This is a genomic window from Clostridium sp. CM027 (assembly GCF_024730565.1).
In the GTDB taxonomy this organism is placed as follows: Bacteria; Bacillota; Clostridia; order Clostridiales; family Clostridiaceae; genus Clostridium_AD; species Clostridium_AD estertheticum_B.
In genome coordinates, this window is record NZ_CP077725.1 from 1,412,524 (window position 1) to 1,427,428 (window position 14,905).

The following is a 14,905-nucleotide window of genomic DNA, read 5'->3' on the forward strand; positions in this document are numbered from 1 at the left end:
AATAAAATTTCAATTTAGATCCATTTTTTTAAAAGCTTCTGATATTACTTCAAAATCATTATCAGCAATAGTCCTTAAATCGAGTATGACCTCATCATTACTTACGCGTACTATAATTGGGACTTTATTTAGCCTAAGCCTCTTTTCAATTTCCTCTGAGGGTAAATTACTACCTTTTACTTTAATTACAAAGGTCGCTATCCGCGCCTCGGGCATTGAACCCCCACCTACCATAGAAAAATCTTCGCAAACTTTAAATGTAAAATTTTCTGAATTTGAATTCAGTTTTCTTTTAAGCCTCAATGCTCTTTTTTTATGAAGCTCCTTAGAGCTTAATATCATATAAAGTGTAGGAATGTTTTCCACAGCTTCACTTTCATCAAAGTAATATTTAAGTGTGCCTTCAAGCGCCGCAAGAGTCATTTTATCAATCCTAAGTGCTCTAGTAAGTTGGTTTTTTTTCATCATATCTATGTATTTCTTTTTACCTACTATAATCCCGGCTTGAGGTCCTCCGAGCATTTTATCTCCGCTAAATGTAATAACATCTACCCCTTTTTTTACACTTTCTTGAACTGTTGGTTCATGAGTAAAACCGTACTTTGAAAAATCAACTAGAGTTCCACTACCAATATCTTCAATTACTGGAATGTCATTCTTAAGTCCTATTTCAACTAATTCCTCATTAGGAACCTCAAGTGTATACCCAAGAATTTTAAAGTTTGAAGTATGTACTTTTAATAATGCCCCCGTATTTTCATTTATGTTACTCTCATAATCATGAGGGTGGGTTCTGTTAGTTGTTCCAACCTCCATTAGCTTTGCGCCGCTAAATCTCATTACATCTGGTATTCTAAAAGATCCACCAATTTCTACAAGCTGTCCTCTTGATACAATCGCTTCCTTCCCGCTGCACAGTGTATTTAAAGCCAAAAGTACTGCTGCGGCATTATTATTAACAACCAATGCAGCTTCGGCCCCTGTAATTTTCGTAAGGATATCTTCAACATGACTGTATCTAGATCCCCTTTTCCCATCAGCTAAGTTATATTCAAGATTGCTATAATTGTTAGCTATATTTAATACACCTTCTACTGCATTTTTCGAAAGCCTCGACCTTCCCAAATTTGTATGAATAATTACTCCAGTGCAATTGATTATCTTTTTTAAACTTACAGATTTTTTTTCCTCTATATTTCTTTTAAATTGCTCAAGGATATCTTTTGTTTCAAAGTTTTCTAAATCTCCAGATAAAATGTTTTTCCTAAATAGATCAATTGTTTCCCTAAGTGCATCAACAACCTTGACTCTCGATGTGTTTAACAAAACATCAATTACAAAAGCTTCATTTAAAAGACCATCAATTTTTGGTAATTTTCGTAGCAGTAAATTTTTTTCCATTTTTATTCTCCATTCTGTTTTTACTCTACAATAATATATTTATCTCCATATTCAAGAACTTCACCAATAATTTCAGATTTCAATTCAAGTTCTGAAAGTTCTTCAATTAGTTTTTCAGCTTCTCTTTTAGTACATGAAACCAGTAGTCCTCCAGATGTCTGAGGATCAAATATAATATCCTCCAGCCAAGGTTCAATATTTCTAAGCTCGTATTCCTCTTTTATATAATCCCTATTTTTATAAGAACCTGCCGGTACTAAACCCATTTCAGCGTACTCTTTTGCCTCTTTGATATATGGTATTTTATTCTTCCAAAGCTTTAGTGTAACTTTTGAAGCCTTAGCCATTTCAAAGCAGTGCCCCATAATTCCAAATCCAGTTATATCAGTACAGGCGTTTATTTCATGTGATGCTATTATTTCTCCAGCATATTTATTCAAAGTAGTCATAACCTTTACTGCTTGATTATATGCATTAACAGACGCGACGCCTCCTTTTATTGCAGTGTTCACTATACCCGTACCTAAAGGTTTTGTAAGTATCAGTACATCGCAAACCTCACATCCATAATTTTTCAGAATTTTATCCGGATGCACAAAACCAGTGACTGATAAGCCATATTTGGGCTCATTATCATCAACTGAATGTCCTCCTATGACAATTGCTCCTGCTTCAATTACTTTATCTGCTCCACCTCTAAGTATTTCTCCAAGTATATCCATAGAAATGCAGGTCGGAAAACAAACTATATTAAGTGCAAGCGTTGGTTTTCCTCCCATTGCATATATGTCGCTTAAAGAATTCGCCGCTGCAATTTGTCCAAAAGTATATGGATCATCCACTACAGGAGTGAAAAAATCCAAAGTTTGTATCATTGCCATTTCATCATTTATCTTATAAACAGCTGCATCATCGGAAGTTTCAATTCCGACAATCAAATTTTCATCCACCATTTTAGGTAATTGGCTTAATATTTTAGAGAGAGCCTCCGGCCCTATTTTAGCTGCTCAACCAGAGGATCTTGTCATTTCTGTAAGTTTTTTTGTCAAAATTATCCCTCCTTTTTTACTCTATATTTAAAATCTTTATTATGTAAAGTATTATATAGTACTTTACATTATAAAATAATTTGATTCAGTTACTAAATAATCTTTATCCATATAATCGCCTAATAAGAATATATTACCATGCTACTATGCCTAGGTCAATGTTGAATGCTGGTCGTAGTCCACTATGAAAATGAGCTTTTAGACGAATTATAAATAGATACTACTTTTATATTTGTAACTTAACTCTATAAACTAAAAACCTCACATTTTGTGAGGTGGTCCTAGTACATCTTATATTCGAAATCACAAGTCATGAGAGTCAACCACAAACCTTACATCCATAATTTTTTAGAAGGTGAATAGTTTTTAAAATTTACATACCCTGAGAAAATTCATGACAATAATGTTTAATTATATATAAAAGTACCCTATAGGGTAGGCTTTTCTAGCTGTCTACTCTATAAGGTACATTATACTGTTGCCTAGTGGTCTTCATCATTTTCATATAAATACATCATACTATTAAAATATATTATTTATCTATATACAAACATAGATAATACTAAAAGTACAAGTGTAACAACAAATGTTATTACTATCAACTTCCATATGAATTTAAACCATCTCTCATATGGTACTTTACCCATAACTAATCCAGCCATAATAACCGGACATGTTGGTGAAAATAAGCTTAACAATCCATTTGCAGCTTGATAAGCAGTTATTACTATATGTCTTGGCACAGCAGAAAAGTCGGCTAAAGGTGCCAGAATTGGCATCGTAACAGTTGCAAGCCCTGATGTTGAAGGTATTAAGAATGACATAGGTAAATAGAATAAATAAGTAAATACAGTGAACCCTATTGATCCTTTTCCTTTAAGACAAATTTCGCCCAAATGTAAAACTGTGTCAGAAATATGTCCTGCATCCATTACAACAGTAATACCCCTTGCCAAACCTATTATTATCGCAACTCCTAACAAATCACGTGCACCGTCTATAAAAATAGGAAGGAATTTTTCCTCTTTATACCCTGCTATTATAGCTATAATTATACTAGATACAAGGAATACTCCTGCGAGTTCACCAAACCACCAGCCTAGTGTTGGAATGAATTTAATACCTAAATCACTAAACGGAATAATTCCCATTACCATTACTACGAAAGTTAACCCAAAAACAGTAAGTATAAGTTTTCTTCTACCTGTTAATTCAGGGATATCGTTTTCATTTCTATTTCCAAGAAAATGCTTCTTGTGTCCATGGTGCAAATCATAAATCAATGATTTAGTAGGATCTGCCTTAACCATTTCACCATATTTCATAGTCCAGAATATACCTAAAGCTACAAAAGTAACAAGAAGTACCATTCTTATTCCAATTCCTTCACCAATGGAAATGCCGGCAAATTTACATGCTATACTAATAGCAAATGGGCTAGTTAAAGATGCCATAGCTGCCATTCCTGACCCTAGCTTTATAACGGCAACTGCTGTAAGCGTGTCATACCCAGCTGCAAGAAACACTGGTATTAATATTGGGAAGAATGCTAGTGTTTCTTCATCCATACCGAAAGTTGTTCCCCCTATTGTGAAGAATAGCATTATCAATGGTATAAGCCATCGTTCTTTTCCAGCTAGCTTTTTAACAAGTCTACCTATACCTGCATCTATTGCCCCAGTCTTCATAACTGTTCCTAAGAATCCACCTATTACAATAACGAATAATATAACATCTACTGCGTCATAGAATCCAATTATAGGAGCTAAAACAATATCTTTAAAACCCTGTGGGTTTGAAGGAACTGCGTGATATGTTCCTGGGATAAGCTGTAGTTTATCAGCGTTTGGATCTAGAAAGTTATATTGTCCTGCTGGCACTATCCATGTAAGAATCGCTACCATTACAATTATAATAGCTAAAATAGTATAAGCCGTTGGCATCTTGAATTTCTTTTTCATATGTTAGTCCTCCTATCAATTACTTGCTTTTATTACCTTCTTTCTTTGCTGCTTTCTCTAAACATATTAAAATGTAGAGTTTCTTTAAATTTATTAGTATCAACTGAATAATCTCTTACTTCTGAGTTATTTACCTATGTATTATTTACAGTTATCGTAAGTCTTCCAAGAATATCATCCCTTGTATTAAATACTGGAAGCTCTCTGTCAATTATTGACACAATTATACAATAAATTTAGACCACTAGTACTTATATTATATCGTAAATTAAATAAATTACCACCATTTTTAACCAATTAATTAATTAAAATACTTTTAACTAATTAAATTAGCACCAGATGATGTAATTAATATGATTATTTTACAATAAACCAGAATAGAAATGTTATTATCAGTGCTATAATTAAGAGAAAAAATGAAAATGGATAGAGGCCTAGCACGTGGGAAATAAGATGTTTTGAATAATAAAGAGCATCCAAGCGGATGCTCTTTATTATTTAATTGATTGTTTCTTCATTCATAGTTATTATTTCTTCATTCAATTCAAATAAATCTTCAAAAATTCCATCAATAGTATTTTCATCAATAAATGCTCTCAATTTTGGGTTACGCTCTTCCGTATTAATATACTGAATAAAATAACCTCCTACTTTTTCAGCAATACTTAATTTAATAGATATGTTTTGCTGAATCCTATCTTTGTTAAATAAAATAAAAGTAACATTTTTATCAGAACATTCTATTTTGATTTTTTTATAATACTTTATATCTATATATTCATTTGAATCTGTTGTTGCTCGAATATTCTTTATATTGTATTTGTCTAGATTACTATTAAATACCTCAACAAAGTTTTGCATTGCTCTGCCAATAATGCTTTTATCAATAGTCAAATTTCTTAATTGTAAAACTAATTCTTCTTTCCAATTCATCTTATTCACCGCCCCTATAAGATATTACCTTATATTAAAGAAGGTAATATCTTATATCGTTAGAAATATAAAGGTACCTACATTATATCTCCTACTATTAAGCTATTCCAGAATCTAAAAAAGATACCAATTTCTCAGTATCCAACAACGGTAGGTAAACTAAAAACCTCACATTTTGTGAGGTTTCTAATAATTACTATACTATAACTACACTTCTGCAACCATTATACGTCGCTATCTCTCCTAATTCCTCCATGAATTCCTCCTTAGGAGTGTAACTGTTTATGATTTCAGATCGTACGCCCATTTGCCTATATTTTATAAGTTTATATCTTATATCTGGATTTAATAGCGCAATAAACTTGCTGATTTTATCTACATTATTGTGATTCTCTAAAACTTCTGGTACAACAACCGTTCTAATCTCATAAATTTTATTTAACTTAGCTAAATATTTTACATTTTCTATAACAATAGTATTTTCCATACCCGTAAGTCTCTTATGTTCCTCGTTATTATAGGATTTTATATCTACCATTGCCATATCCATTACATCCACTAGCTCTTCATGTTCCCATAAAGGTACCGAACCATTGGTATCCACAAAACATGTTAAATTCATTTTTTTAACTTCTCTAAATAAATGTATTAAAAACTCACTTTGAAGGGTGCACTCACCACCTGAGACTGTAATCCCAGAGATAAAAACTTTATTCTTCTCTATCTCGCGTACGACTTCTTCTACAGTCATGCTTTGTGCTCTAGGGGAGCTATTCCTTTTGCAAAATCTTATACATTCATCACATTTACTACAGGCTCTTTTATCCCATACTACATTAGAGGACTTAAATTGTAATGCATTATAATGGCAAGCATCTATGCATTCCCCACAACTATTACAAATATTTATAGTCTCCGGGTTGTGACAATAAGAACAGTTAAAATTACACCCTTGCAAGAATATGGCAGTCCTATTTCCCGGTCCATCCACCGAGCTAAAGGGAATAATTCGGTTAACTAATCCCTTAATCATTTTTTCTTACCTTTCTTTCCAGTACCTTTTGATTCAGAACTGCCCCAAGTCCTAATGCTACTGTATCCTGTAACACCTGATGCCCCTCTTGCAATTTTTTCATTTCTGATCTTTTAACAAGATATCCAGTAATTCTTATTACATCACAATCAGTAGAATATGCTGAAAAATATCTCATTTGTTTTTTAAAAGCACCCTTGATAATATCAAGCACATACTCCGGATTACTTTTAACCGTGCTATCAAAATTAAATATATCGCCTATTCCTGAGGGAAAGAACTTATGAAATTTAGCAGACTCCACTATATGCTGTGGAAGTTCAGGTTCATCTCCAATTGGAATCCTGCATCCTGGACTTATTCCCATATCAGAATCAATACCCACTTGAGCATGTAACAGATATCTACCTTTCGATATATTGCAGTGAGGATCATTATATTTATTAACCTCAGATTCTAACTTTTCAATAATTCTATATCCTAAAGTATTAGCTATTTCACTATGGCCAAACCTATTTTCTAATTTAGAAGAATCAATAAAACAATTTACACATTCAGCAAGTCCAAACATCCCAAACATGCCTGTGAAGTTATCTTTACTTATTAATCCTTCCCTTACTAAGAAATTGGTCTCAAAGAAACCACTTTCCTCCACTAAAAATCTAATTCTTTCACGCATATACCCAGCCATTTTCTCTACTGCATCCGGCAATATAACATTTATAAATTCATCTTGGTTTTTTGCTTTTTTAGCAAGCCTCGCTAAATTTAATCTAGATAAAGTGTAACTTCCCCCACCTATAGTTAATCCATTATAGCAACTAACTATACCGTAATTCCCAGCAAACTCATTTGAGAACATTTCATGATTAGCAAAACTTGGTTTTGCAGTTATTAAGGCAGTGTTAATTGCATCAATAGCAAAATCATCTGGAGTACTTGTACTATATTTTAAAGTTAAGTTAGGAATTGCATTTTGCAGTTCTCTTTCCGCTCTTAATATTAATCTTCCTGCCTTAGTATCTTCTGGCCCTATATTTGCATGACAAAAAGAATCTGTTATGGTTCTGTCTATATGTGTTAAAAATAATTTTATAGCATGAAAAGCTTCTTCTTCATCTAAGACAAACGGTTCCAAGAGATAATCAATATTCCCTATATATACTGGGAATGAAGAAATTGATGGCACATGTTTGTATAATATTAATAAACTATTTGTAGCCTCCCAAATATCCTTTGGTGGCGTGAGTCCTAAAAATTCACTTCCATTTTTCATGAATTTCTGATAGTTAGGTACTATATACCTAGGTCTATACGGTGCATGGCCTTCAAAAAGATCACATATTATTCCCTCATCGCGAAGCATCTGAGTATCCCTTCTAATATTTAGAACGTCTATACTGTCTTCCGCTGCTCTAGCGAGGGTTAATACCTTTTGCTCGTAGGTTAAGGTTCCGTTTTTAATAATTTCTAAAATGTTGTTCATTATAACACCACTCCATTTAAATTATTTTAACCACATTTTCAAATTGGTTGTTTAACATATAAGTATGTTAATTTGTTATATGCTGTTATTAATATTCTATATTGAATGTCTTTCTTTTGCAAAGGTTTTCTACTCCCTAACCCTTCCATAAATCTTTTGGATATGCATATAACTAGAGCCTTAGGGCTCTTCTTCAGTTTTATTATATTTTAAATGCACTAAAGTCAAGGAGATTTAATCACTTTGTGATTAAATCTCCTTGGCTTTCAATATGATTTTCTTGTTGACAACACAAGTTTTCAGTTTATTATATTTTTTATTATGATATTACTATTCTACAGAAATTGCATCAACAGGGCATTGTTCTTCTGCTTTTTTTGCACTACTTACGAGATTTTCTGCCACTTCATCTGGCGATGCCACAGCTTTTCCGTCATCTTCCATTTGAAAGATTTCTGGACATACCCCTGGGCATAATCCACATCCAATGCATATATCTTTATCAACGTGAGCCTTCATTAATATCACCCCTTCAATATAGTTATTAGAAAAGATTTAATCCGTAACTTTAAAAGTAGACGAAACTTTATTCAACTTTTTCAAAGTCTGATTTTGGAACTCCACATAATGGACAAACCCAATCTTCTGGTATATCCTCAAATTTAGTACCTTGTTTTATTCCACCATCTGAATCTCCTTCTTCTGGATCATAAATGTATCCACACACCAAACAAACGTATTTATCCATAAAAACATCCCCTTTAAATTTACTTAATATTATAGTCTCCCCTATAATTTTCACTATACTCTTACCATTATTTATTGTTCTTCAACTTATCCAACAACTCATCAACAGATAGATCAACATCACCTACCGTTATTCCCTTTTCTATAGCTGATTTAAGAAGTGGCGATCTTTTCATATCACCTATAACAATCGCACCGATTACCTTATTATTTTTTATAAATATTTTTTTATAAATTTTAAGATTAGTATCTTCATCTATTAGTACCTTTGTAGACTCTAATTCATCAATGCACCCCATAGAAAATAACGAAATGCCAAAAGCATTTAATGTTGTAACTGGGATTATTTTTTCATAAACAGTTTCCTTCCCAGCAATGTTGTAACCTGCAACTTTTCCTTGTGCTATAGCAATATTCCATAGTCCATTAACTTCATTATCATATTCAGCAATATCTCCTGCTGCATAAATATTTTCTATGTTGGTTTCCATTTTATTGTTTACTAATATTCCTCTTACTGCTTTAACTTTAGTATACGCGATTAGTTCTTTATTAGGTTTAATTCCTGTGGAATACACAATCATATTACATTTTAATTCCACTTCTTTGTCTATAAGAATGCCTGCTACTTTAGCATCTCCTGTTATTTTAACTACACCAGTATTTGTTAGTATTTCTATCCCATAACCATGCATTATATCCTTTAATATTTCTGATGCTTTATTGTCTAATTGGAGAGGCATAAGCCTTGATTGCAATTCAACAATCGTAACCTTTTTGCCATGCTGATGTAATATCCAAGCCATTTCAATTCCTTGTATTCCACCTCCAATAACTATCACTTGTGCACTTGCATTGAGGCTATCTTTAATATTTAAAGCATCATTAAGGCCTCTTAATGTGTAGACACCTTCTTTACCTATACCATCAATTGGTGGTATATTATTGCTGGATCCAGTTGCTATTAGCAATTTATCATACTTTATTTTACGTCCATCGCATAATATTAATTCAAGGCTATCTGTATTTATATTCAATACCTTTGTATTAATAATTATTTTTACTTTATTTTGCTCATACCACTCTTTTTTTTGAAGAAGTATGTTATTTTCCTCCAGGTCATCAAATATACCCTTCGACAGCCTTATTCGGTTATATGGATAAAATTTTTCTTGTCCGATCAAACATATCTCTGAACCTAAATCTATTTCTCTAATTGCCTTGATTGCTGTTACTGATGCAATACCAGTCCCTACGATTACGATTCTTTTAGCCATTTATATCACCCATCTTATTCTAATATTTATTTTTTATTATTCCCTTTTTCATTTAAAGTTATTTTCTAGTTAAATCATCTCCTGCGGAGCTGCAACATCTTCGCAGAAGATGCATTGACGACTTCAGAAGGAGATTTATACTCCACTTATAGAAGTGGGAGACTTTCCTTCTGAAATGTCGTTAAAGTATAGTCTCACAATGACATAGACTCTTTAGTGGTTCTATCTTAAAATTTGATTTGGCCAATATTTCTGGCCAAATCTTAATCATTTGGCATACCTTATTTTTCTTCTCTTCTGTCAGCTTGCCCCAAGGTACAAGTGCAGGATTAGTTTTTTTCTTATTATCTTCAACTTCACCATATTTAAAGCCAACCTTTTTTCTATGATAATACCAACGCATATGCTCCTTCTTAGCTAAGGCATTTAATTCTTTAATTGTAAATTCTATAAATGCTGGTTTTTCTTTAACAGAAACAACATCATAATTAATTTTAAGTAAGGCATTAGGAATATTTTTTGCTTGATCACGGTTGTAATTTTTAAGCTCTTCACGAAGATCCTGCCATGGCATTATAAAATCCCCATTCATATTTCTGTTATTTTCATAAATAGCAGTTGCAAGACTTTCAATTTTTTCACTATAGAATGCATCATGCATTAAATGGCGTAAAAATTGTTCTTCATCTACATGTAGTTGTAGCTGTTCTTTAGAAGGTAGATGAGATTGTTCCCATTTTTTCGAATTAGTTAGCATGCTCATCTCGAGTATTGCTTCCATAGACCTTGATTCATGCTTATACCTTGGAATTTTAAGAAGCGCCCGTAATACCCCATTATCAATTTGAGCCTCTTTTTTGTTATTTATAAGATGAGGTACCTTACGCTCCAAAAGTGAACGTAATAACATTGCCCTTCGAATTATAAATAAAGAATCCAACTTATTATCGGTTTGATTTGGCCCAAGGATATTTACGTAACCCCTCAAACGACTTAAAAAGTCAGGACCCTTCGCATTTTTAAATTCAAGTAAAAACTGTTTTTGTTCTTTTTCATTTTCAAGGTCTTCTCCACAAAATCCTTTGAGAGTACTGCTTGTTCCTCCAGCAAATACAAAAATAGCTTTTCCAATAGGATGAATAGAATCTCCTTCTCTAAATACACCATCTTGCATAGGTGCTAAGAAATATTTTAACCATCCAAGTTTTCCTTCGATAACAGAATCAAATTCATCAAAAAACACTAATGGAATTTTTCCTTCCAATGCAATATCACTTACTTTACGAAAAGCAATTGCTAAATCTAATGGTGTACGGAATTGAGATAAATTAAAATCTAATTTTTTAATTAAATTTGACGCAATGCTATTAGCTACTTCCAGTATACCAAAAGATTTTCCAGATCCAGGCGTTCCAAATACTGCAATTGAAAGAGGCCGAACTGTGTTTTTAGTTGAGATATACTCAAGCATAAGATTTTTAATGCTCCTATAACTTTCTATTTCTGCCTTATCAACTGTTGTTAGCTTTCCAAATCGGGCTATTGGTATAAATTCAAGTGCATTTTTCACTCCATTTTTAACAATGTCATAAGCTATCTCTGCTAAGTTAGTAGCGCTTTTGTCTTTTAAAATATACCAACAAGCACGGCAATTAGGATTAGTTGAAGTAGGTACTAATACATCCTGTACATGCTCCGTATGTACAAAATCATCTTCCCTTTCAACAAATATATCTGGACTTAAAAATTGAGATTTTTCAATGTTTTTACCAAATCCCTCAATAAAATATTTTTGAGCAGAAACAGTCCCTTTGCGTATTCCTATGCTTATCAATTCAGATAATTCTTCATTATCTTGACTTCCTGAAACAATAGTGCTTGCAAGTCCTGCAACAAAACTGGAGGTAAGTCCGTACATTTTACCTTGGGAGTCTTTAATAAAGCCCCCTTCAAATTCATATGGTAGGAAATACAATTTAATTTCAGGCACACCTTCATTTCTATAATAGATGGCACCTTCAAGACCAAAAGGTACTATAAGATGGCGGCAACTTGCTAGAAAAGCAAGATTTGGATTATTGTTAATTTGCCAAACAAAATCTTGCGCTGTCCTTTCCCAAGAAAGACTTTTACTTATATTAACTCCCTTCGAACGCAAATCATCACCATTTATAATTACTATTGTCTTTTCTTTATGAAATTTTTGTAGGCATTTCCAAAGTGCACTAGAATCAATAGGATTAACCATTTTATATAAGATTATTGGTGATGTTTCGGATGACTTTAAAGCTAAAGGCCAAAATTCTTTATTAGAGTTAAATCCATTATTTTCGTCATCTAATATAATTATATCTGCATTAGCGTCGTCGTTAATAATAGGGAGTAACCTCGGCACACCAGAAACCGGCCCTGTAAAACCCATAAAACGCCTTATTCTATAAACTTTTTCATTATTGTTTTTATCATCAAATTTCGGAAAAAGCTCTAATTCTGCACTAGAACTAAGAACCTCTCCTGGTAGAATTAATTCTATATTATGCATCTGTGGTGAAAGCACAGATGCTCCTGTTGCCAAAGATACAAGTTTTGATAGAAGCAAAGCTTGCCCTGGTTTTAAAGTACTATGCATATTTAAATTAGTTTGCCAATTCAAACCAGTATTATTCTGAGGACATGTTATCCTTTGCAACAAATTTACACATATGTCTCCTGATACAACAACTTTTATATTTTTATTTTCCATATTTGAACTCCTATAATAATAATTTTACTCTAAAAATTAATTTATAGAGCAACTCTTTTTCTGCCAAAGCATATTAAACAAAACACTGTTTTCCAGATAAATATGAATAAATAAATCTTTTTCTAAGTCATGAAGTTTTGTATATACAAGCTTGAAAGAAGTGCAAGCCCCTTCTGGAGCATTGAAATCTCTGGTTATCTTCTCTAATTCTTTAAATATATTTCCAGCAGCATCATGCTCATCCTCCGTATCCTTTATTACCTGATGTATTTTTGATAAGACACTATTATCCTTTGTTATTTCAAAATTTTCAATAAGGGGAAATAAATTCTCCTCTTCTTTGATAAGGTGCTCTTCTAGCTCTGTTTTCAATGTTCCAAAATATTTGTGCACCTTTAATAGTTCTTCACTATGAAGCTTAAAATGTACCTTGAGTACTTTTAATAATAAAGTATCTATTTCTTTAAGCTGTTTTTTGGTAAATTCATGATGTGTTTCTACTATGTGTCTTATTAAGGTGGAAGGTTTTTCTTTTCTCCAGTCTTTATACTCTGAATTAGTTTTTATAAACTTCTCGTACTCGTTATTAAGTTCTTCAATAATTTCATCAGCGTCTAAATCTATGACCTCCAAGGCTTCTGCTAACGTGTCGTGTCCACCACAGCAATAATCTATTTTATACCGGTTAAAGGTCTCTGTAGAACCTGGAAAAGTTGAAACTATTTCTCCAAGGCTTTGATTTTTATTTATAATTTTTCCCATAATAAATACCTCCTCATATTTTAAATTGTACTAAGTAATAAATCAGCAGTATAGACAACTGCCCTTTCAATGCTCTTTATGTTATCTTCACTTGGTGAAAACCTAATCCTTAGTGGGAATTCTATATCGACCATACCAGTCGACTTAATTACATCAGAAGTATTTAAAACTTTAATATCGGTTTCCTTTAAGTAATCCTGAACTACTTCCACAGCTTCTCCACTCCAACCATAAGAACCAAATGCCGCCCCTATCTTATCTTCTAGATTTATTTCATGAAGATTCTTCAATATATCTTCCATATTTCCAATCATATCTGCATATTTGGTAGAGCTGCCAAAGAAAATTGCATCGGCTTCATTGATAGCCTTCATTACTTCTTCTCTTGGTATTTTATTTACATCCATGATTTGGGAAGCTATATTTTGCTCCTCAAATTTTTTCTTAAAAATATCAGCAATTTTTTTTGTCCTACCTGTCATAGTCGAGTATAAAATAAGTGTTTTTTTACCTACCTCTGTATTCTTACTCATATTATCATAAATATCTATAAAACTTTGAACGTTATTTCTAATAATAAATCCATGGGATGGTGCTATTATCTTTATGTCTAAATCTCTAATTTTTTCGATCATATTCTGAACATATCTTCTATGTGGGTGCATTATTAATTTGTAGTAGCCAATATAGTCATCATTGATATCGTCTTTTGCCATATCATTAAAATACTCATAGTTAGCTACGTGGGTACTAAAGATATCGCAAGGGAATAAAATTTTATCATCGATGCAATAAGTTATCATAGTCTCCTGCGTATGAAGATAAGGCGTCTCTATGAATTTTAGGGTCTTGCCGCCTATATCAAGAGTATCCCCATCCCCCACAACTAAAAATTCTCTATTATGAAGATTATACATTTCCTTAAGTTCAGCTACAGCCAGCTTTGTGCACACAATTACTGCATTTTTAGCTCTAGCCGCCAAACTCCCAAGGGCACCAGAATGATCAGGTTCAGTGTGATTAATTACAATAAATTTAATTTTATCAAGTTCAATTATATTCTTTAAATTTTCTACAAATTCTCTACCAAAGCTTATATCAACAGTATCAATCACTGTAGGTTTTTCAGTCATTAATAAATAACTATTATAAGTGGTTCCTTTAGTTAAAGTTAGTCTATGGAAAGGTACCTCTCTATCATCAACCTTACCAACCCAAAATATTTTTTCACTTAGCATAATGTTTTTCTTCATAATGTGTCCCTCCAATATTAATTTATTTTCATATGTTCTTGCTTTCCTATGGCTCTATTCTATATTTATTCTAATTATAAAAATATGATTTAAATCAAAAATTAAAAATAATGAAGTTATTTAATAAGTATCATTATGATTGAATGCAATAAAGTCAAGAAGCTCTAATCACTTTGTGATTAGAGCTCCTTGACTTTCAATATGATTTTCCTATACTCTTACCAAAATCTTTACACCTGTCTAGCCCTACTTCATCAGGG

12 protein-coding genes are annotated in these 14,905 nt (G+C 32.4%); all 12 read right to left on the reverse strand.

Features of this window, described 5'->3' with window-relative positions; genetic code table 11:
- Positions 1-9 precede the first annotated feature (9 nt).
- Positions 10-1,401, reverse strand: coding sequence for an L-seryl-tRNA(Sec) selenium transferase (gene selA, locus KTC92_RS06785; protein WP_220286619.1), 1,392 nt, complete (start codon positions 1,399-1,401; stop codon positions 10-12).
- A 20-nt stretch (positions 1,402-1,421) separates the two neighbouring features.
- On the reverse strand, positions 1,422-2,429 hold the full coding sequence (gene selD, locus KTC92_RS06790; RefSeq protein ID WP_258876006.1) for a selenide, water dikinase SelD: 1,008 nt from the start codon (positions 2,427-2,429) through the stop codon (positions 1,422-1,424).
- A gap of 557 nt (positions 2,430-2,986) precedes the next feature.
- Complete coding sequence (locus KTC92_RS06795) at positions 2,987-4,411, reverse strand: YfcC family protein (RefSeq protein WP_216303509.1); 1,425 nt, start codon at positions 4,409-4,411, stop codon at positions 2,987-2,989.
- Positions 4,412-4,909: 498 nt separating this feature from the next.
- Positions 4,910-5,344 (reverse strand): hypothetical protein, encoded by a 435-nt coding sequence (locus tag KTC92_RS06800; RefSeq protein WP_216303510.1) that lies wholly within the window; start codon positions 5,342-5,344, stop codon positions 4,910-4,912.
- A gap of 196 nt (positions 5,345-5,540) precedes the next feature.
- A complete protein-coding gene (locus KTC92_RS06805) occupies positions 5,541-6,377 on the reverse strand; it encodes a YjjW family glycine radical enzyme activase (RefSeq protein WP_216303511.1) in 837 nt (278 codons plus the stop codon).
- Positions 6,370-7,863: a YjjI family glycine radical enzyme gene (locus tag KTC92_RS06810; RefSeq protein WP_216303512.1), complete on the reverse strand. Its 1,494-nt coding sequence runs from the start codon at positions 7,861-7,863 to the stop codon at positions 6,370-6,372. Before KTC92_RS06810 ends, KTC92_RS06805 begins: the two co-directional genes overlap by 8 nt.
- Before the next feature lie 330 nt (positions 7,864-8,193).
- Positions 8,194-8,382 (reverse strand): ferredoxin, encoded by a 189-nt coding sequence (locus KTC92_RS06815; protein WP_216303513.1) that lies wholly within the window; start codon positions 8,380-8,382, stop codon positions 8,194-8,196.
- A gap of 67 nt (positions 8,383-8,449) precedes the next feature.
- Positions 8,450-8,611, reverse strand: a complete 162-nt coding sequence (gene rd, locus KTC92_RS06820; RefSeq protein ID WP_165414173.1) for a rubredoxin — start codon at positions 8,609-8,611, stop codon at positions 8,450-8,452.
- A gap of 67 nt (positions 8,612-8,678) precedes the next feature.
- The gene (locus KTC92_RS06825; RefSeq protein WP_220286618.1) at positions 8,679-9,887 is read right to left on the reverse strand and encodes an NAD(P)/FAD-dependent oxidoreductase; all 1,209 of its coding nucleotides are present in this window, start codon (positions 9,885-9,887) and stop codon (positions 8,679-8,681) included.
- A 181-nt stretch (positions 9,888-10,068) separates the two neighbouring features.
- Positions 10,069-12,630: a RyR domain-containing protein gene (locus tag KTC92_RS06830; RefSeq protein ID WP_220286617.1), complete on the reverse strand. Its 2,562-nt coding sequence runs from the start codon at positions 12,628-12,630 to the stop codon at positions 10,069-10,071.
- A 36-nt stretch (positions 12,631-12,666) separates the two neighbouring features.
- Positions 12,667-13,392 carry an iron-sulfur cluster repair di-iron protein gene (ric, locus tag KTC92_RS06835; RefSeq protein WP_220286616.1) on the reverse strand — a complete coding sequence of 242 codons (726 nt, stop codon included), beginning with the start codon at positions 13,390-13,392 and terminating at the stop codon, positions 12,667-12,669.
- Positions 13,393-13,412: 20 nt separating this feature from the next.
- Complete coding sequence (locus tag KTC92_RS06840; RefSeq protein ID WP_220286615.1) at positions 13,413-14,645, reverse strand: FprA family A-type flavoprotein; 1,233 nt, start codon at positions 14,643-14,645, stop codon at positions 13,413-13,415.
- Between the last annotated feature and the right edge of the window lie 260 nt (positions 14,646-14,905).

Excerpts from the sequence above, each read along its gene's own strand:
- KTC92_RS06830 (WP_220286617.1), bottom strand. The coding sequence starts at position 12,630 with ATGGAAAATAAAAATATAAAAGTTGTTGTATCAGGAGACATATGTGTA.
- KTC92_RS06840 (WP_220286615.1), bottom strand. The coding sequence starts at position 14,645 with ATGAAGAAAAACATTATGCTAAGTGAAAAAATATTTTGGGTTGGTAAG.
- KTC92_RS06810 (WP_216303512.1), bottom strand. The coding sequence starts at position 7,863 with ATGAACAACATTTTAGAAATTATTAAAAACGGAACCTTAACCTACGAG.
- KTC92_RS06825 (WP_220286618.1), bottom strand. The coding sequence starts at position 9,887 with ATGGCTAAAAGAATCGTAATCGTAGGGACTGGTATTGCATCAGTAACA.
- ric (WP_220286616.1), bottom strand. The coding sequence starts at position 13,392 with ATGGGAAAAATTATAAATAAAAATCAAAGCCTTGGAGAAATAGTTTCA.
- selA (WP_220286619.1), bottom strand. The coding sequence starts at position 1,401 with ATGGAAAAAAATTTACTGCTACGAAAATTACCAAAAATTGATGGTCTT.
- KTC92_RS06800 (WP_216303510.1), bottom strand. The coding sequence starts at position 5,344 with ATGAATTGGAAAGAAGAATTAGTTTTACAATTAAGAAATTTGACTATT.
- KTC92_RS06815 (WP_216303513.1), bottom strand. The coding sequence starts at position 8,382 with ATGAAGGCTCACGTTGATAAAGATATATGCATTGGATGTGGATTATGC.
- KTC92_RS06805 (WP_216303511.1), bottom strand. The coding sequence starts at position 6,377 with ATGATTAAGGGATTAGTTAACCGAATTATTCCCTTTAGCTCGGTGGAT.
- KTC92_RS06795 (WP_216303509.1), bottom strand. The coding sequence starts at position 4,411 with ATGAAAAAGAAATTCAAGATGCCAACGGCTTATACTATTTTAGCTATT.
- rd (WP_165414173.1), bottom strand. The coding sequence starts at position 8,611 with ATGGATAAATACGTTTGTTTGGTGTGTGGATACATTTATGATCCAGAA.